Below are 19,947 nucleotides of genomic sequence, written 5' to 3'. Positions count from 1 at the left end.
GTCGTATGCCCCGGCGGGTGCGCACGGGCTCGCTCTCACCAACCCTCCCGTAGACTGACCGCATTCCCGCGCCACGAATGAAGGAGCTATGGATACCGCTCTCGATCACGCCGTCACGACGCGACCGCGAAGCATCCGACGCACCCTCTCGGCCTACATCGCCCTGACCAAGCCGCGGGTCATCGAGCTGCTGCTCGTCACGACCGCGCCCGTCATGATCCTCGCGGCCGACGGTCTTCCGAGCATCTGGCTCGTGCTCGCCACCCTCGTGGGCGGTGCGCTCTCGGCCGGATCGGCCGGCGCCTTCAACATGTACATCGACCGCGATATCGATCGCGTCATGAACCGCACCAAGAACCGCCCGCTCGTCACCGGCGAGGTCTCCGACCGTGCGGCGCTCGTGTTCGCCTACACGATCGGCGTGATCTCGATCGTCTGGCTCGGGCTCACGACGAACTGGCTCGCCGCCGCGCTCTCGCTCGGTGCGATCGTCTTCTACGTCGTGATCTACACGCTCGTGCTCAAACGCCGCACGGAGCAGAACATCATCTGGGGCGGCATTGCCGGATGCTTCCCCGTGCTCATCGGCTGGACGGCGGTGACCGGCTCGCTCGACTGGCCGCCGGTCATCCTCTTCCTCGTCGTGTTCCTATGGACCCCGCCGCACTACTGGCCGCTGTCGATGAAGTACCGCGAAGACTACGCGGCGGCCGACGTGCCCATGCTCGCGGTCATGCGGGATCGGGCGACGGTCGGCGTCCAGGTCATCCTGTACGCGTGGGCGACGGTCGCGGCATCCCTGCTGCTCATCCCGATCGCGCCGATGGGCGCGCTGTACACCGCGGTCGCGCTCATCGCGGGCGGATGGTTCATCGTCGAGAGCCACCGTCTGCACAGTCGAGCGGTGCGGGGGCTCGAAGCGGCTCCGATGCGGGTGTTCCACGCGAGCATCACGTACCTCACACTGCTCTTCGTGGCCGTGGGCATCGACCCACTGCTGCCGTTCTAGCGCGCAGCTCCCGCGAGTTCCGGCTGCGACCGGTCGTTCGTCAGCTCGCTTTCGCTGCGCCGCAGCGTCAGCAGGGCGAGCGTCATGACCGCGATGAGCACACAGGCGAGCACCATGTGGATGCCCACGAGCAGTTCGGGAAGCCCCAGCCGCGCCTGCGCGATCCCCACCGCGATCTGCACGGCCTCGACCGCGAGCAGTGCCACGACGGCACGGACGAGGGGCCGGCGACCGACCTGGATCGCCGCGATGAGCAGCAGCACACTGAGCCCCGCGGTGATGTAGGCGGGCCAGGAGTGCACGTGCTGCAGCAGCTCGCTGTCCAGGCCGTTGCGCGCCGCGCCACCATCGCCCGCGTGCGGACCCGAACCGGTCACGACGATGCCGACGAGCACGGTCACCCAGGCGCCCACGGCGGTCGCGAGTGCAAGCGCCCGAACGGGCGCCGGCACAACGAGTTCGCCGGTCGTGCGCCCCCGGTAGACCCGGTGCACGAACACGACCGCGAGGGCGACGAGCACGGCAGAGACGACGAAGTGGAACCCGACCACCCAGGGGTTGAGCTGGGTGAGCACGGTGATGCCGCCGATCACTGCCTGGGCGGGAATACCCAGCCCGAGCGCGACCGTGAGGCGCAGCAGCTCGGGGCGCTCGCGCCGCATCCGCACGACGAAGAGGAACGCGATGATCGCGATGATGACGAGCACGAAGGTGAGCAGGCGGTTGCCGAACTCGACGATGCCGTGGATGCCCATCTCCGGCGTCGCGATGAACGAGTCCTCGGTGCAGCGCGGCCAGGTCGGGCAGCCGAGTCCTGATCCGGTGAGGCGCACGGCGCCGCCGGTGCCCACGATGAGCGTCTGACTCACGAGCGAGGCCCAGGCGATGACACGAACGCGCCTGTCCGCCGTGGTCGGCAGCCACTCAACGAACCGACGGCCCACTCCGACCAGCGCCTGCCACAGCCGATTCACGGTCCGCTTCCTCCTCTTTCAGGCTGCGCACGATAGAATCGGCGAAGCTCATCAGTCAGTGTCGACCGCGGGCCACGCATCGTTGGGGTTGCTGGGCGGCTCAAGCGCACGACATCTCGTTCGGCCTCAGTGTATGGGCGCTCGATGAGCGTCTGCCGAAGGCCACCGCGCAACTGGATGTCCACGGAATGTCCCCGTCCCGATCGAGGTTGGGTTCGGTAGAGAGAAGAGGAAACGCATGTCTGACGTGCTCATCGACCGTCCCGAGCTCGAGGGCCTCGGCCAGTACGAGTTCGGCTGGTCCGACTCCGACACCGCGGGCGCGACCGCGCGCCGCGGCATCGACGACAGCGTCGTGCGCAACATCTCGGCCCTGAAAGACGAACCGCAGTGGATGCTCGACCTGCGCCTGAAGGGCCTCAAGCTCTTCGGCCAGAAGCCCATGCCGCTCTGGGGCGCCGACCTGTCGGGCATCGACTTCGACAACATCAAGTACTTCGTGCGCTCCACCGAGAAGCAGGCCACCACCTGGGAGGAGCTGCCGGAGGAGATCAAGAACACCTACGAGAAGCTCGGAATCCCCGAGGCCGAGCGCCAGCGCCTCGTCGCCGGCGTCGCCGCCCAGTACGAGTCCGAGGTGGTCTACCACCAGATCCGCGAAGACCTCGAGGCCCAGGGCGTCATCTTCATGGACACCGACACGGCCCTGCGCGAGCACCCCGAGTTCTTCACCGAGTACTTCGGCACGGTCATCCCGGCCGGCGACAACAAGTTCGCGGCCCTCAACACGGCCGTGTGGTCGGGCGGATCGTTCGTCTACGTTCCCCCGGGCGTGCACGTCGAGATTCCGCTGCAGGCCTACTTCCGCATCAACACCGAGAACATGGGCCAGTTCGAGCGCACGCTCATCATCGCTGATGAGGGCTCCTACGTGCACTACATCGAGGGCTGCACGGCCCCGATCTACAAGAGCGACTCGCTGCACTCGGCCGTCGTCGAGATCATCGTGAAGAAGAACGCCCGTGTTCGGTACACGACGATTCAGAACTGGTCGAGCAACGTCTACAACCTCGTGACCAAGCGCGCGGTCGCCCACGAGGGCGCCACGATGGAGTGGATCGACGGCAACATCGGCTCGAAGGTGACGATGAAGTACCCGTCGATCTTCCTCATGGGTGAGCACGCCAAGGGCGAGACGCTCTCGGTCGCCTTCGCGGGCCCCGGCCAGCACCAGGACGCCGGCGCGAAGATGATCCACATGGCGCCGTACACGACGTCGTCGATCGTCTCGAAGTCGATCGCGCGCGGTGGCGGCCGCGCGGGCTACCGCGGCGAGGTGCGGGTCGACGCGAACGCGCACCACTCGGCCAATACCGTGCGCTGCGACGCCCTGCTCGTCGACACGATCTCGCGCTCCGACACCTACCCGGCGATCGACATCCGCGTCGACGACGTGCAGCTCGGCCACGAGGCGACGGTCTCGCGCGTGAGCGAGGAGCAGCTGTTCTATCTGCAGTCCCGCGGACTGCCCGAAGACGAGGCCATGGCCATGATCGTGCGCGGGTTCATCGAGCCCATCGCGCGCGAGCTGCCCATGGAGTACGCCCTTGAGCTGAACAAGCTCATCGAGATGAGCATGGAAGGCAGCGTCGGCTAGATGAGCTCCGCCCCCGCACGCAGTATCCCCGCAACACATGCACCGACGATCGAGACCCAGCAGCACGCGCACGGCCCGGGTTCTCCTGTGCCCGTGCAAACCCGCAACGAGCGTTTCGCGTCCGCTGCGCACGCCGACTTCCCGGCCGTCACCGGCCGCGAGCTCGAGTGGAAGCTGACGCCGGTCGACAAGATCCGCGACCTCATCGACGGCGAGCTCGACGGCACGGCGTTCCCCGCCGAGGTGTCGAGCGCGCCCGGAGTGTCCGTCGAGTGGATCCCGATGGATGACGCGCGCGTGGGCTCGGCGGGCCTGGCCGAGGAGCGCGCCGCCGCGAACGCGTGGTCGAGCACCGAGCGGGCACTCGCGGTGACGCTCTCGAGCGAGGAGGCCGTGGCGGTCACGATCGACCGCACGGGCACCGACCGCGCGCCGCGCGCCGCGCACACCGTTATCACCGCCGCGCCGAACGCGCGAGGGCTCGTCGTAATCGACAACCGGGGGAGTGCCCGGCTCAGCGAGAACGTCGAGATCGTCGCGGGCGCGGGGAGCGAGCTCACGGTCGTCAGCCTGCAGGAGTGGGACGACGAGTCGGTGCACCTGTCGAGCCAGTTCGCGCGCGTCGACAAAGATGCGCAGCTCAAGCACGTCGTCGTCTCGCTCGGCGGCGCCATCGTTCGGGTCAACCCCTCGGTGCACCTCGCCGGCTCGGGAGCCGACGGGCAGCTTCTGGGCCTGTACTTCGCCGACGCGGGCCAGCACCTCGAGCAGCGCGTGTACGTGCACCACATCGCGCCTCAGACGATCAGCCGCGTGACGTACAAGGGCGCGCTCAACGGCTCCGGTGCCCGCACGGTCTGGGTGGGCGACGTGCTCATCGGCCGCGACGCGACGGGCACCGACTCCTACGAGCAGAATCGCAATCTCGTGCTGAGCGACGGCACGCGCGCGGACTCGATCCCCAATCTCGAGATCGAGACGGGGGACATCGCCGGGGCCGGTCACGCGAGCGCGACCGGTCGCTTCGACGACGAGCAGCTGTTCTACCTGCGCTCGCGCGGCATCGACGAGCAGGAGGCCCGCCGCCTCGTCGTGCTCGGGTTCCTCATCGACGTCGTGCAGAAGATCGGCGCGCCCGAACTGCAGACCCGTCTCGTCGCCGCGATCGAGGCCGAACTCGACGCCGTGGAGGTGGTGTGAGATGACCGCGACCCGCGTCTGCGCGCTCGACGAACTGAGCCCCGCCTCGGCGAAGAAGGTCGTCGTCGACGGCACCCCCGTCGCGGTCGTCATGGACTCCGCGGGCGCTGTCCACGCTCTCGGCGACACCTGCACGCACGGAGAGATCTCGCTCAGCGAAGGCTTCGTCGAGGACGACGCCATCGAGTGCTGGGCGCACGGCTCGAAGTTCTCGCTCGACACCGGCAAGCCCCGCAACTTCCCGGCCTACGAGCCGGTCCCTGTCTACGCCGTGACGATCGAGGGCACCGACGTGCTCGTCGACGTCACCGCGAACATCGCCGCTCCGGCCAACACCCCCGAAGGATGACCCACGACATGTCCACTCTTGAGATTCGCGACCTGCACGTCAGCATCGAGACCGATCAGGGTACGAAAGAGATCCTGCGCGGGGTCAACCTGATCATCAACTCGGGGGAGACCCACGCCATCATGGGCCCCAACGGCTCGGGCAAGTCGACGCTCGCGTACACGATCGCCGGGCATCCCCGCTACACCGTCGACAGCGGATCGATCACGCTCGACGGCGCTGACGTGCTCGAGATGAGCATCGATGAGCGCGCGCGCGCCGGACTCTTCCTCGCCATGCAGTACCCCGTCGAGATCCCGGGGGTGACGGTCTCCAACTTCCTGCGCACCGCGAAGACCGCGCTCGACGGCGAGGCGCCCGCGCTTCGCTCGTGGATCAAGGACCTGCGCGGCTCGATGGAGGCCCTGCGCATGGACACCTCGTTCGCCGAGCGCAATGTCAACGAGGGCTTCTCGGGCGGCGAGAAGAAGCGCCACGAGATCGTGCAACTCGAGCTGCTCAAGCCGAAGATCGCGGTGCTCGACGAGACCGACTCGGGCCTCGACGTCGACGCGCTCAAGATCGTCTCGGAGGGTGTCAACCGCGTCAAGGAGAACACCGGCCTCGGGGTGCTGCTCATCACGCACTACACGCGCATCCTGCGGTACATCACCCCCGACTTCGTGCACGTGTTCGTCGATGGCCGCGTTGTTGAAGAGGGCGGGCCCGAGCTGGCCGAACGCCTTGAGAACGAGGGCTACGACCGCTACCTGACCGGCTCGACCGTAGGCTAGACGCATGCCCACCGCACTCGAGCCGAAGCTCTTCGACCAGGTCGAGGAGGGACTGAAGGACGTCGTCGACCCCGAGCTCGGCGTCAACATCGTCGATCTGGGCCTCGTCTACGACCTGGCCTGGGACGAGGAGAGCGACGCCCTCATCATCTCGATGACCTTGACCTCGGCGGGATGCCCGCTCACAGACGTCATCGAGGAGTCGATTGCGAACTCCCTCGACGGCATCGTCGCGCAGTTCCGCATCAACTGGGTGTGGATGCCGCCGTGGGGCCCCGAACGCATCACCGACGACGGCCGCGACATGATGCGCGCGCTTGGCTTCAGCATCTGACCGCAGCGCTCCACGCGAAAGGCCCCTCCCGGTCTCGGGAGGGGCCTTCGTCGTCGCGGGTGCGCTACGCGTCGGAGCGATCGCGGCGCTCGGCGGCCGCCCACAGCGCCGGCAGGAGCGCCGCGGCGATGGCGGCCTTGATGACTCCGCCGATGATGAACGGGTAGAAGCCGGCCACGAGCACCGACTGCAGGTCGTTCGGCACGCCAAGCTGGCCGAGCGAGACCGCGAGCCACGGGAGACCGAACGCGAAGACGACGAGCGAGCCGCCGATGAACGTGATGATCGGCTTGTACCAGCCGCGGTCCCACGAGCGCTCGGCGGCCCAGCCAACGATCGCGGCGGAGGCGATGAAGCCGACGATATAGCCGAAGCTCGGGGCGCTCAGCGCGGCGAGGCCGGTGAGGTGTGACCCGTCTTCCTGCGGCGCGAAGATGGGGAGGCCGACCAGCCCGAGAATTGCGTAAAGGCCCAGCGACGACGCGCCGCGCACTGCACCGAGGCCCGCGCCGACCAGCAATACTGCGAGAGTTTGCCCGGTAACGGGCACCGGCCACAAGGGGATAGAAACCTGAGCGAGCACGGCGACGAGCGCGGTGCCCGCGATGACGAGGGCGATGTCGCTCGCCCACGAGCGCGTCACGACGCGGTCGACGAGCGTGGGGCGAACGAGGGCGGTGGTGGCAGTCGACACGGGGGCTTCCTTACGAGAAGTCGGGTGCGGGGGACAGGGTTAGACTATCGGGCTGGCCCCCTGTCGTCGGGGTGGTCGAATCCCACCAAAGAAACGGACATTCGCTGTGCTCGCTGTGCAAGACCTCGAGATCCGCGTCGGGGCGCGCCTGCTCATGGAGAACGTGACGTTCCGCGTCGACAAGGGCGACAAAGTGGGGCTCGTGGGACGCAACGGCGCCGGCAAGACCACGATGACCCGGGCTCTCGCCGGTGAGGGCGAGCCCACGGGCGGCACCATCACGCGCACGGGCGAGATCGGCTACCTTCCGCAGGATCCGCGCGCCGGCGACCCGGAGCAGCTCGCCCGCACCCGCATCCTCGATGCTCGCGGCCTCGGTCAGATCGTGATCGACATGGAGCGCGCGTCGATCGACATGGGCAGCACCGATCCGGCGGTGTCCGAGAAGGCGATGGCGGCGTACGGGCGGCTCACCGACCGATTCCACGCCCTCGGCGGGTACGCCGCTGAAGCGGAGGCGGCGGCCATCGCGAGCAACCTGAGTCTCCCCGACCGCATCCTCAGCCAGCCGCTCAGCACGCTGTCGGGCGGCCAGCGGCGCCGCATCGAGCTCGCCCGCATCCTGTTCAGCGATGCCGAGACGATGATCCTCGACGAGCCCACCAACCACCTCGATGCCGACTCGGTCGTGTGGCTGCGCGAGTTCCTCAAGCAGTACCAGGGCGGCTTCATCGTCATCAGCCACGATGTGCAGCTCGTCGAAGAGACCGTCAACCGCGTCTTCTACCTCGATGCCAACCGTACGGTCATCGACATCTACAACATGGGCTGGAAGCACTACTTGCGGCAACGCGAGGCCGACGAGGAGCGCCGCAAGAAGGAGCGCGTCAACGTCGAGAAGAAGGCCACGTCACTGCAGCTGCAGGCGGCGCGATTCGGCGCGAAGGCCTCGAAGGCCGCCGCCGCCCACCAGATGGTCGCGCGCGCCGAGAAGATGCTCTCGGGGCTCGAGGAGGTGCGGGCGGTCGACCGGGTCGCGAAGCTCCGGTTCCCCGAACCGGCCCCGGTCGGCAAGACGCCACTGCAGGCGCACAACCTCTCGAAGAGCTACGGCTCGCTCGAGATCTTCACGGCCGTCGACCTTGCGGTCGACCGTGGTTCGCGCGTCGTCATCCTGGGACTCAACGGCGCCGGCAAGACGACGCTGCTCCGTATCCTGGCCGGGGTCGACGCCCCCGATACGGGCGTCATCGAGCCCGGGCACGGGTTGCGGGTCGGTTACTACGCGCAAGAGCACGAGACGCTCGACGTCACGCGCTCGGTGCTCGAGAACATGATGAGCGCGAGCGAGGCCATCACCGAGCGCGAGGCGCGCAGCGTGCTGGGCTCGTTCCTGTTCATCGGCGATGACGTGCAGAAGCCCGCCGGCGTCCTCTCCGGCGGCGAGAAGACCCGCCTGTCGCTCGCGACGCTCGTGGTGTCGAAGGCCAACTTGCTGCTGCTCGACGAGCCCACGAACAACCTCGACCCCGCGAGCCGTGAGGAGATCCTCGGCGCGCTCGCGAACTACTCGGGCGCCGTCATCCTCGTCAGCCACGACGAGGGCGCCGTGGAGGCGCTCAACCCCGAGCGAGTGCTCATCATGCCCGACGGCGTCGAAGACCTCTGGACGGCCGACTACGCCGAGCTGATCTCGCTCGCCTGACGCCCGGCCGCCTGACGCTCGACGATCGCGTCCTCGACCTCGTCGTCGCTGGGTCCGGAGCGGCGGGGTCGACGCGGAGGCGGCGGAGGCGTGTCGGCATCGGCGGCGCGCAGCCCGCGGTGCTCCTGCCGCAGCGCCCAGCCGTAGCCGACGAAGCCGAGCAGCGCGAATAGGTACCACTGGAACGTGTAGCTGAGGTGCGGACCCTCGTCGGCGACGGGGCGCAGTACGGCGGCGGGGCGCTCGGCGGTCGTGGGCGATTCGCGGTCCATGAGCCCATAGGCACCCGTGATGACGCGTCCACCGTCGACGAGTTCGGCGATCTGGGGCAGGTTGATGGTCGCGACCTGGCCCTCGGGCGCCCCGCGACCAGCGATCGTCGGCTCACCTGGTTTGAGGCGCACGAGCACCTCGACCGTGCCCGCCGGGGGAGCGGGCACCGCGTCGGGCTGGTCTTGCGCGTCACCCGTCGGCACCCAGCCGCGATCGACGACGAGCACCTCGCCGGTCTCGAGCAGCAGCGGCGTCAGCACGGCAAAGCCGGGACGGCCCCCGAAGGGCCGATTGCGCGCCAGCAGCTGCTCGTCGACGAGGTACTCACCCTCGACCACGACCGGAGTCCACTCCGCCGCCGGGTCGAGCTGCTCGCCCGCGGGCAAGGCCTGGCGTAGCGCGACGGGGGCCGCATCCCAGTTCTGGGCGACGACGCGGATCTCGGCCACCGCCTCCAGGCGACGCGCCCACTGCCACTGCGCGAGGCCGACGCAGACAATCGCGAACACGGTCGTGAACGCCAGCCAGCCGAGCCAGCGGCGCGTCAAGGCCAGCGAGAGGATGCTCACGACCAGCTATTCTCCCGGTTCGGGAACCCGCTCGACGACCACACCGGCCGGCGTGATCGTCACCGGGAACCCCCGGGCGTCGACGTAGTCGTAGAGGTAGTCGCGATGCTCGTCGCACGCGAGCCACACCTTGACGCGATCGGGGGTGTGGATGCGGGGGTTGCGCCAGTTGACGGCCCACGTGGCCGCCGCGCGGCAGCCCGCGCGCGAGCACCGCGTACTCGAGATCGAGCCCGGCAGATCGATCACGCGCGACCGTTCGACAACGGGTCGTCGTGGAAGGGCAGCAGGGCGCCCGGGCGCTCGACCGCCGTGCGGCCGGTGTTGACGACCGTGTTGGCGGCGATGACGGCGAAGTACGGCAGCACGATGGCACCGAGGGCGGGAACGAGCAACCACCAGCCCGGCGTGAAGAAGCACGCGCCGATACAGATCATGCGCACGCCCATCGCCGCCGCGTACTTGATCATGCGAGCACGGCGCTCGTCGTCGGGAGACGTCGGGAGGCTCGTGATGGCGCTCGTCTGCGGCTTCGGCACACCGCGATGGTAGCCCGCGACGTTGCGCATATGCTGGGGAGCCATGACCCCCCAGCGCACTGTTCTCATCACCGGCGGCAATCGCGGCATCGGCTTCTCGATCGCCGAGGAGTTCGTCGCTCAGGGCCATCGCGTGGCTGTCACCGCCCGCTCCGGATCGGGGCCCGCGGGCGCACTCACGGTCATCGCCGACGTCACCGACGCGGCATCGCTCGACGCCGCCTTCACCACGGTCGAGGCCGAACTCGGCCCCGTCGAGGTCGTCGTCGCGAACGCCGGCATCACGCGCGACACCCTGCTGCTGCGCATGTCGGAGGACGACTTCACCGACGTGATCGACACCAATCTGACCGGCGCCTTCCGCACGGTCAAGCGGGCGTCGAAGGGCATGCTCAAGGCACGGTTCGGCCGCATCATCCTCATCTCGAGCGTCGTGGGCCTCTACGGCTCGGCCGGTCAGGTCAACTACAGCGCCTCGAAGTCAGCGCTCGTCGGCATGGCGCGCTCGCTCACGCGCGAGCTGGGTGGGCGGGGCATCACTGCGAACGTCGTCGCGCCCGGCTTCATCGAAACCGACATGACGGCGGCACTGCCGGAGGACCAGCAAAAGGCCTACCAGCAGTCGATCCCCGCCGGCCGCTTCGCGACGCCCCTCGAGGTCGCCCGCGTCGTGACCTGGTTGGCGAGCGACGACGCCGGATACATCAGCGGGGCCGTCATCCCGGTCGACGGCGGCCTCGGCATGGGGCACTAACTCCGCAGGCCCAGCACCGACAGCACGGCCGAGAGGTCGCGCTCCGGCAGGCTCACGTGCGCCGCCGTGCGCACGACGGGTTTGGCGTCGAAGGCGATCGAGAGTCCGGCCGCGGCCATCATGGCGAGATCGTTCGCACCGTCGCCCACGGCCACGGTGCGATGCAGGGGCACGTCGAATCGCCGCGCCCACTCGCGCAGGGCATCCGCCTTCGCCGCCGCATCGATGACGGGCCCGGTCGTCACTCCGGTGAATCGCTCGTCGGCCGTTGCGAGGCGGTTCGCTCGGTGGGCGTCGAGCGCCAAATCGGCAGCGATCGGGTCCAGCAGCTCGTGGAAGCCGCCCGAGACGACGGCAACGCGACCGCCCGCGGCGTGGATGCCCGTCACGAGTTCACGCGCGCCGTGCGTGAGCACGATGCGCGGGCCGACACGGTGCACCGCCCCCGTGTCGAGACCGGCGAGGGTGGCCACCCGTTCGGCGAGGGAGGCGGCGAAGTCGAGCTCACCCGCCATCGCCCTGGCCGTGATCTCCGCAACTCGCTCGCCGGAACCCGCTTCATCCGCGAGCAGCTCGATGGCCTCCTGCTCGATGAGGGTCGAGTCGACGTCGAGCACGACAAGCACGGTGGCCATGGCGGTGGATGCTCCTGCGCGGCTCGGGCGGCCGCAGCCGCGCTACTCGATGCGGACGCCCTTGCCGGCGACCACGATGCCCGTCTCGGTGACCGTGAGGCCACGAGCACGGTCGGCGTCGTGGTCGACACCCACCTGGGCGCCGGGGGCCACGACGACCTCCTTGTCGAGAATAGCCCGCCGCACGACGGCGCCCGCGCCGATCGTGGTGCGCTCGAACACGACGGTGTCGGTGACCGTCGCCGACTCGATCGTCACCCACGGCCCGAGCACGCTGCGCTCGATGTGCGAACCCGAGATGACGGTGCCGAGCGAGACGATCGAATCGATAACGTTGCCGGTCACCCCTGCCGCGTCGCGGACGAACTTGGCCGGCGGCGAGTTGAGCTGCTGCGAGTAGATCGGCCACTCCGTGTTGTAGAGGTTGAACACCGGCAGGGCCGAGATGAGGTCTTGGTGAGCGTCGAAGAACGACTCGATCGTGCCCACGTCGCGCCAGTAAAAGCGGTCGCGCTCGGTGGATCCGGGAACTTCGTTGAGGTTCAGGTCGTAGACGAAGGCCTTGCCTTCGCGCACGAATGCCGGAACGATGTCGCCGCCCATGTCGTGGTCGCTCTCCGCGTCCTCTCCATCGCGCGTCACCGCGTCGACGAGCACGTCGGCATCGAACACGTAGTTGCCCATCGAGGCGAGCACCTCGTGCGGAGCATCCGCGAGGCCGATCGCGTTCTTCGGCTTCTCGTGGAACGCGGCGATGCGCTGCGGGTTGGCGGGATCGGTCTCGATGACGCCGAACTGGTCGGCGAGCCCGATCGGCTGACGAATGCCCGCGACCGTGACGCCCGCGCCATTGGCGATGTGGGCGTCGATCATCTGCCGGAAGTCCATGCGGTACACGTGGTCGGCACCGACGACGACGACGATGTCGGGCTTCTCGTCGCGGATGAGGTTGAGGCTCTGCAGGATCGCGTCGGCCGAGCCCGAGAACCAGCGTTTGCCGAGGCGCTGCTGCGCGGGCACGGAGGCGACGTAGGCGTTGAGCATGCCGCTCAGGCGCCAGGTCTGCGAGACATGACGGTCGAGCGAATGGCTCTTGTACTGCGTGAGCACGACGAGCTGCCGCAAGCCGGAGTTGATGAGGTTCGACAGCGCGAAGTCGATCAACCGGTAGCCGCCCGCGAAGGGCACAGCGGGCTTCGCCCGGTCGACGGTGAGGGGCATGAGCCGCTTGCCCTCACCGCCGGCGAGCACGATTCCGAAGATCTTGGGAGTCGACATGGCCCCACACTAGGCGAGCGGCCGGTGGCGTCATAGAGGCTCGCCTGTACTAGCGTCATGCCCATGCGCGTCGACGTGATCAGCCGTGAGTACCCGCCCGAGGTCTACGGGGGAGCAGGCGTGCATGTCGCCGAGCTCGTGCGTGCGCTGCGCGACGAGCACGATGTGCGGGTGCGCTGCTTCGGCGCGCCGCGCAACGAGGCCAACACCCACGCGTACCTCGTTCCCGGCACCCTGAGCTCGGCCAACCCGGCCCTCGCGACCCTCGGCGTCGACCTCGCGATCGCCGACGACGTCGACGGCGCCGACATCGTGCACTCGCACACCTGGTACGCGAACGCCGCAGGACACCTCGCCCAGCTGCTGCACGGTATTCCGCATGTCGTGACGGCGCACAGCCTCGAGCCGTTGCGGCCGTGGAAGGCGGAGCAGCTCGGCGGCGGCTACCGTGTCTCGCGCTGGATCGAGAAGACCGCGTTCGAATCGGCGGATGCGGTGATCGCCGTGAGCGACGGCATGCGCCGCGACATCCTGCGCTGCTATCCCGAGATCGACGAGTCGCGCGTGAGCGTCATCCACAACGGCATCGACCTCGAGCGCTGGCAGCGCACGATCGATCACGACGCCGTGCGGGCACTGGGCATCGACCCCGACCGGCCTTCCGTCGTCTTCGTGGGCCGCATCACGCGGCAGAAGGGCTTGCCCTACCTGTTGCAAGCGGCGCGCCGCCTGCCCCCCGAGGTGCAGCTCGTGCTGTGCGCGGGCGCTCCCGACACGCCCGAGATCCTGCGCGAGGTTCAGCACGGCGTGGCCGCCCTGCAGACCGAGCGCACGGGAGTCGTCTGGATCGAGCGCATGCTCTCACCGCTTGAGCTGTCGGCCGTACTCTCGTCCGCCACGACCTTCGTGTGTCCGAGCGTCTACGAACCGCTCGGCATCGTCAACCTCGAAGCCATGGCGTGCGGGGTCGCCGTCGTCGGCACGAACACGGGCGGAATTCCCGAGGTGGTAGAAGACGGGGTGACCGGTCGGCTGGTGCCGATCGACCAGGTGCACGACGGCTCAGGAACCCCGCTCGACCCCGAGCGCTTCATCGCCGACCTCGCCGCGATCCTGACCGAGGTGGTGAGCGACCCGAGCACGGCGCACGCCATGGGCGCCGCGGGACGTCAGCGCGCCGAGCACATGTTCTCGTGGGACCGGATCGCCGCGCGAACGACCGAGCTGTACCGCGGACTGCTGCTCTGATCGGCACCCCGCCGGTGCTCTAGGCTGGAAGTACCATGGCCAGTGTTCTCGAGTTCGACGATGTCTCTCTGACCCGCGATGGCTCGGCCATCCTCAGCCATGTTTCGTGGCAGGTGAACTCCGACGAGCGCTGGGTGGTGCTCGGCCCGAACGGTGCCGGCAAGACGACGATGCTGCAGGTCGCCGCCTCGCTGCTGCATCCGAGCTCGGGCCGCGCGGTCGTGCTCGACGAGACCCTCGGAACGACCGACGTCTTCGAGCTGCGACCCCGAATCGGCTTCGCCTCGACCGCGCTTGCGCGCCGCATCCCGGGCAATGAGCGCGTGCTCGACGTCGTCATGACGGCCTCGTACTCGGTGACCGGTCGCTGGAACGAGCAGTACGACGAGGTGGATGTTCGGCGCGCCGAGCGCGTGCTGCGCGAGTGGCACCTCGACGGGTTCGCCGACCGGCTGTTCGGCACGCTGAGCGATGGCGAGCAGAAGCGCGTGCAGATCGCGCGTGCGATCATGACCGATCCCGAGCTGCTGCTGCTCGACGAGCCTGCTGCCAGCCTCGACCTCGGCGCTCGGGAAGAGCTGCTGCAGCTGCTCGGTGCCTACGCCAGCGAGCCGAGCTCGCCCGCCATGGTCATGGTGACCCACCACGTCGAGGAGATCCCCTCTGGCTTCACACACGCGCTGCTGCTGCGCGGAGGCGAGATCGCTGCGGCGGGCCCGCTCGGCGAGGTCATCACGAGCGAGCACCTCACCGACGCCTTCGGTCTCGGTCTCTCGGTGTCGCGCGACGGCGACCGCTTCACCGCGCGGGCCGCCTGAGCCGCTCGATCGCGCTCGGCCTCTGCTATTCTTGACCGCTGGGCCTCGTGGCCCTTCGTCGCGCACGCGTGACGTGCGCCCATCACGAACTTTCAAGGAATCCGCTCATGAAGACTGACATCCACCCCGAGTACGCCGCCGTCGTGTTCCGCGACCTGGCCTCGGGCGAGACCTTCCTCACCCGCTCGACCGTCACGAGCGAAAAGACCATCGAGCTCGACGGTGAGACCTACCCGGTCATCGACGTGGAGATCTCGTCGGCCTCGCACCCGTTCTACACGGGCAAGCAGCGCATCATGGACTCGGCCGGTCGCGTCGAGAAGTTCAACCAGCGCTTCAAGAACTTCGGCCAGTAAGCCACTGACCACGATGAAGGGCCCCGCCGATCCGGCGGGGCCCTTCGGTGTTCCCGAGACAGATGCTGTGCCGCGGAGCGAATCATCGCGCCAAGCGCTACTGTTCGAGCATGACGGGCACGGATGTTTCCTCACCTCGCACCTACCCCGGCATCGTGCTGGCCGCCGTCACCGTTGGCGTGACGGGCGCGATCGCCGCACTGCCTGCGCCCGCTCTTGGTCTGCTCCTCGCCGTCGCGGGAGTCTGGCTCTCGCTCCGCAGCCGTGCCGAACTGCGCGCGCACCCGGAGCTCAGCGGGTGGGGGCTGTCGCTCGCCGCAATGATCGTCTCGTCAGTCACACTCGCAGCGACCCTCGTGCCGTTTCTCGCCCCATTGTTGCTCTCGCTGGCGTTTCTCATCACCGGGGGCGCGGCCGGCTAACGCCGATCCGTCGATCATGAGCGCGACGGCCGCAACCGCCGAACGGGCCCCGCTGATCAGCGGGGCCCGTCGTCGTTCGCGACGCGCTATTCCAGTCGCGAACGGATGCGCCAGGCCGCGAGTGCAGTGAACGCGAGCGCATACGCGAGCAGGAGCGCGACGACGAGGGGCACGGGAACGACAGCGCCTCCGACGACGGCGGTGATGCCGTAGAACTCGCTGAGCGGTGCGATGGCCTCGGGCTGATCGCCCACGAGGGCACGAAGGCTCTCTTCCGTGAACTGCTGCCGCATGAGCATCGCGGACTGCGCGAACGGCAACGCATTGACGATGTCGCGAACGCCCGCGGGGAACAGACCGATGGCGATGAAGGCGCCCGCGAGGAAGCCGATGATCGTGCCAACGACGGTCGCGAGCGCCGAGAACGCGGCCGTGCTGCGGAGGAATGAGACCACGAACGCCCACAGGGCGGCGAACGCGACGCAGGAGAGAACGATCCAGAACATGGTGAGGGCGAGCGGGAACACTCCGATCGTCACCCCATCGATCAGGAACAGGTACGCGATACTAGCCCCGAGAACCACCGTCGTCATCACGAGTGCGACCACGACGGTGGCCAGCAGGTAGCCGAGCACGAGCTGCCACCGGCGGATCGGCGACACCATGAAGTCGCGGAATCGCCCGGACGCGACATCCTCCACGAACACCGCTAGCGCTCCGAGAGACGTCGTGATCGATGTCATCGCGATGATGCCCGCGAACATCCAGGTGTCGACGAAGGCGCGCACGTCGGAGGCATCGGCGTCGGGGAAGGACGCCGCGATCGAGCGCACCTGCAGGTCGGAGAGGAACAGCGCGTAGAGAAGGAAGACGATGAGCGCGCCCATCAGCGAGAAGACGACTCCGGCCCGGTCACGGAAGAACAGACGTAGATTGCGGGCCGTGATCGTGAGCACGAGGCGCATCAGCCGTTGCCTCGATCGGGTTCGCGCCCCGTCAGCGCGATGAAGACGTCGTCCATCGATCCATGTCGGAACTCGAAGTCGAGCAGGTCGTCGGCGTGGTCGACGATCAGGCCCCGGGCGGCCGCAGCGTCAGGCACCCGCACCTCGAGCGGCTCGCCGCGCTCACGCACCTCGAACCCGCGCGTCGAGGCCAGGGCTGCGAACGCCGCCCGATCGCGCGTGATGACCGAGAGCACGCTCGAGCTGTGCCGCGCCCGCAACTGCGCGGGGGAGCCGTGCGCGATGACGCGACCGCGCTCGATGATGCTCACCTGGTCGGCGTTCTCGGTCTCCTCCATGTAGTGCGTGGTGAGGAACACCGTCAAGCCGTGCGCGTCGCGCAGGTCATTGATCGTCGACCACACGATCGCCCGGCTCGCGGGATCGAGACCCGCCGTCGGTTCGTCGAGGAAGAGGATCGAGGGCGAGTGGAGGAGAGCACGCGCGATGTCGACCCGTCGGCGCTGACCGCCGGAGAGGGATCCGTACCGGCGGTCGAGAAAGTCGTCGAGGCCGATGAGGGCGGACAGCTCGGCGACGCGAGCCGCGATCTGCGAACGATCGGCGCTGTAGAAGCGGGCCCGGGTGGCGAGGTTCTCGCGAGCCGTCAGTGGTGCGTCGAGCATCGACTCTTGAAAGACCACGCCGATCTGCTCACGCACAGAGCCGGGGTCTCGCCGTGCGTCGTAGCCGTCGACGATGATCACTCCGGCGTCGTAGGACAGCACCGTGGTGATGCACCCGATGGTCGTCGACTTGCCCGCTCCGTTCGTGCCGAGAAACGCGAACACGCTGCCGGCCTGAACATCGAACGACACCTCGTCGACGGCGAGAAGGTCGCCGTAGCGCTTCGTGAGCCCACTCACCGAGATGGATGCCGTGGCTGTCATGCAGGCAGTGTGGCAGACCTCGAGGTCGTTGCGTCAGTGCCGAACGGGCCAGCCGCGGTCCGCCGTGAAGTGCTGGTCGCGCTGGGTGCGCATGTAGTCCTCGAAGCTGCTGGCCTGCTGCTCGTGCCACGCGGCCTGCTGGGTGTGCAGCTCGTCGAGGGTGTCGGGCACCTTGGCGGCGTGCGCCGCGACGATCGCGCGGGCCACATGGCCCGCAGCGATCGCGTCGACCCCGGCGTCGTGGGCGCCGTCGAGGGCGACGCCGTAGTGGGCCGCGGCGGCCTCGAGCGTGCGCTTGCCCTTGCGGTAGCGGTCGACGGCCTTGTCGATGACGAGCGGGTCGACGACGGGAGCCGGGTCGACGAGAGGCGCGACACCGTGCCGCTCTGCCTCGAACCGCAGCAGCGACAGGTCGTAGGGGGCGTTGTAGACGACGAGGGGCAGCCCCGCGCTCAACCGGGCGTGCAACTCGGCGACGATCTCGGCCACGACCTCGGCGGCCGGGCGGCCCTCGGCCCGCGCGCGTTCCGTCGTGATGCCGTGGATCGCCGCGGCACCCTCCGGGATCTCGACCCCGGGGTCGGCGAGCCAGTCACGCCGCGAGACGACGGTGCCGGAGGCGTCGAGCACGGCGATGCAGGCGGTGACGATGCGCGCGGTGCGAACATCCACCCCCGTCGTTTCGAGATCGAAGACGGCGAGGTCGCGCTGCAGCAGGGTCACGCGGCTCAGCCTAGGCCGATGCCCCGACGCCGGTGGAATCTCCGACGTGCAGCCAGTAGAAGCTCTGCGTGCCCATGGTGAGCGTGACCGCGCCGTCAGCGCCGACCGCAGGGAACGGTGCGCCACCGAACAGGTCGCTCAGCTCGGCGCCCTCGAGCCCCGGCGCGATGATGCGCGCCGCGACGGGGTTGTGAGCGAACGAGAACACGCACAGGATGCGCTCGGGCGCGTCGCCCAGATGGGTGCCGGTGCCCTCGTACTCGCGCACGAAGGCGAGCACCGACTCGTTGTCGGTCTCGAGCACGCGCATCGTGCCGAGGCCGAAGGTCGGGTGCGCCTTGCGCACGTGGATGACGTTGCGGATCCAGTGCAGCAGCGAACGCGACTGCGCCAGCTGGCTCTCGACGTTGATCTGGTTGTAGTGGTAGACGAGCGACTGCACGACCGGCAGGTAGAGCTTGCCCGGGTCGGCGTGCGAGAAGCCCGCGTTGCGGTCGGGCGTCCACTGCATGGGTGTGCGCGAGCTGTCGCGGTCGGGCAGCCAGATGTTGTCGCCCATGCCGATCTCGTCGCCGTAGTACAGGAACGGGCTGCCCGGAAGGCTGAACAGCAGCGCGTGGGCGAGCTCGAGCTCTGCCCGCGAATTGTCGAGCAGCGGAGCGAGACGGCGGCGGATGCCGATGTTGGCGCGCATGCGCGGGTCGTAGGCGTACCAGCCGTACATCGCCTGCCGGTACTCCTCGCTCACCATCTCGAGCGTGAGCTCGTCATGGTTGCGCAGGAACACGCCCCACGCGCTGCCCTCGGGGGCCGCGACTTCCTCGCTCAGCTGGCGCTGCAGCTCGGTCGCCTGCTGCGAGCGGAGGGCGTAGAAGATGCGTGGCATGACGGGGAAGTCGAAGGCCATGTGGCACTCGGGCTGCTCGTCGGTGCCGAAGAACTCGGCCACCTCGTTGGGCCACTGATTCGCCTCGGCGATGAGCACGCGGCCGGGGTACTCGCGGTCCATCATCGCCCGCAGCTTCGCGATGAAGTGGTGCGTCGGGGGCTCGCTCTCGCCCGAGCCGCCGTCGGACTCGTACAGGTAGGGGATCGCGTCGAGCCGGAAGCCGTCGACGCCCAGGTCGGCCCAGAACCGCACGACGTCGAAGATCTCGTCGTGCACCTTCGGGTTCTCGAAGTTGAGGTCGGGCTGGTGTGAGAAGAAGCGGTGCCAGTAGAACTGGCGGCGCACCGGGTCGAAGGCCCAGTTCGACTCCTCCGTGTCGACGAAGATGATGCGCACGTTCTCGTACTTCTCGTCGGTGTCACTCCAGACGTAGTAGTCGCCGTAGGGCCCCTCGGGGTCTTCACGCGAGGCCTGGAACCAGGGGTGCTGATCGCTCGTGTGGTTGATGACGAGGTCGATGACGATGCGCATGTTGCGCTCGTGCGCCTTCGTCACGAGTTCGCGGAACTGCTCGACCGTGCCGAACTCGGGCAGCACGGCCGTGTAGTCGGCGACGTCGTACCCGCCGTCGCGCAGCGGGCTCTGGAAGAACGGCGGCAGCCAGAGGGCGTCGACGCCGAGCCACTGCAGGTAGTCGAGCTTGCTGATGAGGCCGGCGAGGTCGCCGATGCCGTCGCCGTTGGAATCCATGAACGAGCGCACCATGACCTCGTAGAAGACGCTGCGGCGATGCCACTGCGGGTCGAGGGCGAGTCCGGGCAGGGTGATGGGGGCGGTGAACGACACCTGCCTAG

The 19,947-nt window shown here is 68.4% G+C and carries 23 protein-coding genes; 12 read left to right on the top strand and 11 right to left on the bottom strand.

Annotated elements, in window-relative coordinates:
• Window positions 1–88: 88 nt before the first annotated feature.
• Window positions 89–1,009 (top strand): heme o synthase, encoded by a 921-nt coding sequence (locus NNL39_RS11695; RefSeq protein WP_255159452.1) that lies wholly within the window; start codon window positions 89–91, stop codon window positions 1,007–1,009.
• Here NNL39_RS11695 and NNL39_RS11690 read toward each other — a convergent pair.
• A complete protein-coding gene (locus tag NNL39_RS11690; RefSeq protein ID WP_407665174.1) occupies window positions 1,006–1,962 on the bottom strand; it encodes a COX15/CtaA family protein in 957 nt (318 codons plus the stop codon). The two genes, NNL39_RS11695 and NNL39_RS11690, sit on opposite strands and share 4 nt — an antisense overlap.
• A gap of 259 nt (window positions 1,963–2,221) precedes the next feature.
• On the opposite strand from NNL39_RS11690, the gene sufB reads away from it, so the two are divergent.
• Genes sufB through NNL39_RS11665 form a run of 5 tightly spaced genes read left to right on the top strand, consistent with a single transcriptional unit; the run spans window position 2,222 to window position 6,296 of the window.
• Entirely contained in the window at window positions 2,222–3,640 is a 1,419-nt protein-coding gene (gene sufB / locus NNL39_RS11685) for a Fe-S cluster assembly protein SufB (RefSeq protein ID WP_255159451.1), read from the top strand.
• Entirely contained in the window at window positions 3,641–4,840 is a 1,200-nt protein-coding gene (gene sufD, locus NNL39_RS11680) for a Fe-S cluster assembly protein SufD (RefSeq protein ID WP_255159450.1), read from the top strand. It begins immediately after the preceding gene.
• A 1-nt stretch (window position 4,841) separates the two neighbouring features.
• Complete coding sequence (locus tag NNL39_RS11675) at window positions 4,842–5,189, top strand: non-heme iron oxygenase ferredoxin subunit (RefSeq protein ID WP_255159449.1); 348 nt, start codon at window positions 4,842–4,844, stop codon at window positions 5,187–5,189.
• Between the two features lie 8 nt (window positions 5,190–5,197).
• Entirely contained in the window at window positions 5,198–5,962 is a 765-nt protein-coding gene (gene sufC, locus NNL39_RS11670) for a Fe-S cluster assembly ATPase SufC (RefSeq protein ID WP_255159448.1), read from the top strand.
• A 4-nt stretch (window positions 5,963–5,966) separates the two neighbouring features.
• The gene (locus NNL39_RS11665) at window positions 5,967–6,296 is read left to right on the top strand and encodes a metal-sulfur cluster assembly factor (protein ID WP_255159447.1); all 330 of its coding nucleotides are present in this window, start codon (window positions 5,967–5,969) and stop codon (window positions 6,294–6,296) included.
• 64 nt (window positions 6,297–6,360) lie between these two features.
• Here the strand turns inward: NNL39_RS11665 and NNL39_RS11660 are convergent, their stop codons facing one another.
• Window positions 6,361–6,990, bottom strand: coding sequence for a biotin transporter BioY (locus tag NNL39_RS11660; protein ID WP_255159446.1), 630 nt, complete (start codon window positions 6,988–6,990; stop codon window positions 6,361–6,363).
• Between the two features lie 106 nt (window positions 6,991–7,096).
• Here NNL39_RS11660 and NNL39_RS11655 point away from each other — a divergent pair, with 106 nt between their 5' ends.
• Entirely contained in the window at window positions 7,097–8,695 is a 1,599-nt protein-coding gene (locus tag NNL39_RS11655; protein WP_255159445.1) for an ABC-F family ATP-binding cassette domain-containing protein, read from the top strand.
• On the opposite strand, the gene NNL39_RS11650 is transcribed toward NNL39_RS11655, so the two are convergent.
• Genes NNL39_RS11650 through NNL39_RS11640 form a run of 3 tightly spaced genes read right to left on the bottom strand, consistent with a single transcriptional unit; the run spans window position 8,668 to window position 10,121 of the window.
• Complete coding sequence (locus tag NNL39_RS11650; RefSeq protein WP_255159444.1) at window positions 8,668–9,537, bottom strand: SURF1 family cytochrome oxidase biogenesis protein; 870 nt, start codon at window positions 9,535–9,537, stop codon at window positions 8,668–8,670. The genes NNL39_RS11655 and NNL39_RS11650 overlap by 28 nt on opposite strands.
• 6 nt (window positions 9,538–9,543) lie before the next feature.
• Window positions 9,544–9,786: a hypothetical protein gene (locus tag NNL39_RS11645; protein ID WP_255159443.1), complete on the bottom strand. Its 243-nt coding sequence runs from the start codon at window positions 9,784–9,786 to the stop codon at window positions 9,544–9,546.
• Entirely contained in the window at window positions 9,783–10,121 is a 339-nt protein-coding gene (locus NNL39_RS11640; protein ID WP_255159442.1) for a DUF3099 domain-containing protein, read from the bottom strand. Before NNL39_RS11640 ends, NNL39_RS11645 begins: the two co-directional genes overlap by 4 nt.
• Between NNL39_RS11640 and fabG the strand changes: the two genes are divergently transcribed.
• Entirely contained in the window at window positions 10,120–10,830 is a 711-nt protein-coding gene (fabG, locus tag NNL39_RS11635) for a 3-oxoacyl-ACP reductase FabG (protein WP_255159441.1), read from the top strand. The two genes, NNL39_RS11640 and fabG, sit on opposite strands and share 2 nt — an antisense overlap.
• On the opposite strand, the gene serB is transcribed toward fabG, so the two are convergent.
• The gene (gene serB / locus NNL39_RS11630; RefSeq protein WP_255159440.1) at window positions 10,827–11,465 is read right to left on the bottom strand and encodes a phosphoserine phosphatase SerB; all 639 of its coding nucleotides are present in this window, start codon (window positions 11,463–11,465) and stop codon (window positions 10,827–10,829) included. The two genes, fabG and serB, sit on opposite strands and share 4 nt — an antisense overlap.
• Window positions 11,466–11,507: 42 nt before the next feature.
• Window positions 11,508–12,743 (bottom strand): glucose-1-phosphate adenylyltransferase, encoded by a 1,236-nt coding sequence (locus NNL39_RS11625; RefSeq protein ID WP_255159439.1) that lies wholly within the window; start codon window positions 12,741–12,743, stop codon window positions 11,508–11,510.
• A gap of 63 nt (window positions 12,744–12,806) precedes the next feature.
• Here NNL39_RS11625 and glgA point away from each other — a divergent pair, with 63 nt between their 5' ends.
• The 4 genes from glgA to NNL39_RS11605 all read left to right on the top strand — a co-directional run bounded on the left by glgA (window position 12,807) and on the right by NNL39_RS11605 (window position 15,587).
• Window positions 12,807–13,991 carry a glycogen synthase gene (glgA, locus tag NNL39_RS11620; protein ID WP_255160947.1) on the top strand — a complete coding sequence of 395 codons (1,185 nt, stop codon included), beginning with the start codon at window positions 12,807–12,809 and terminating at the stop codon, window positions 13,989–13,991.
• 35 nt (window positions 13,992–14,026) lie between these two features.
• On the top strand, window positions 14,027–14,809 hold the full coding sequence (locus tag NNL39_RS11615) for an ABC transporter ATP-binding protein (RefSeq protein WP_255159438.1): 783 nt from the start codon (window positions 14,027–14,029) through the stop codon (window positions 14,807–14,809).
• A 107-nt stretch (window positions 14,810–14,916) separates the two neighbouring features.
• Window positions 14,917–15,165 carry a type B 50S ribosomal protein L31 gene (locus tag NNL39_RS11610; RefSeq protein WP_255159437.1) on the top strand — a complete coding sequence of 83 codons (249 nt, stop codon included), beginning with the start codon at window positions 14,917–14,919 and terminating at the stop codon, window positions 15,163–15,165.
• Window positions 15,166–15,275: 110 nt separating this feature from the next.
• The gene (locus NNL39_RS11605) at window positions 15,276–15,587 is read left to right on the top strand and encodes a hypothetical protein (RefSeq protein WP_255159436.1); all 312 of its coding nucleotides are present in this window, start codon (window positions 15,276–15,278) and stop codon (window positions 15,585–15,587) included.
• A gap of 86 nt (window positions 15,588–15,673) precedes the next feature.
• On the opposite strand, the gene NNL39_RS11600 is transcribed toward NNL39_RS11605, so the two are convergent.
• Genes NNL39_RS11600 through treS form a run of 4 tightly spaced genes read right to left on the bottom strand, consistent with a single transcriptional unit; the run spans window position 15,674 to window position 19,939 of the window.
• Window positions 15,674–16,552: an ABC transporter permease gene (locus NNL39_RS11600; protein WP_255159435.1), complete on the bottom strand. Its 879-nt coding sequence runs from the start codon at window positions 16,550–16,552 to the stop codon at window positions 15,674–15,676.
• Window positions 16,552–17,481, bottom strand: coding sequence for an ABC transporter ATP-binding protein (locus tag NNL39_RS11595; protein ID WP_255159434.1), 930 nt, complete (start codon window positions 17,479–17,481; stop codon window positions 16,552–16,554). The genes NNL39_RS11600 and NNL39_RS11595 overlap by 1 nt, the downstream gene beginning before the upstream one ends.
• A gap of 33 nt (window positions 17,482–17,514) precedes the next feature.
• Entirely contained in the window at window positions 17,515–18,204 is a 690-nt protein-coding gene (locus tag NNL39_RS11590) for a 3'-5' exonuclease (protein ID WP_255159433.1), read from the bottom strand.
• A 10-nt stretch (window positions 18,205–18,214) separates the two neighbouring features.
• Entirely contained in the window at window positions 18,215–19,939 is a 1,725-nt protein-coding gene (gene treS, locus NNL39_RS11585; protein ID WP_255159432.1) for a maltose alpha-D-glucosyltransferase, read from the bottom strand.
• Window positions 19,940–19,947 lie beyond the last annotated feature (8 nt).

It is taken from the genome of Microcella humidisoli (assembly GCF_024362325.1).
Classification (GTDB): Bacteria; Actinomycetota; Actinomycetes; order Actinomycetales; family Microbacteriaceae; genus Microcella; species Microcella humidisoli.
The sequence above is the reverse complement of the archived record's forward strand: the minus strand, read 5'-3'. Positions and strand labels throughout refer to the sequence as shown.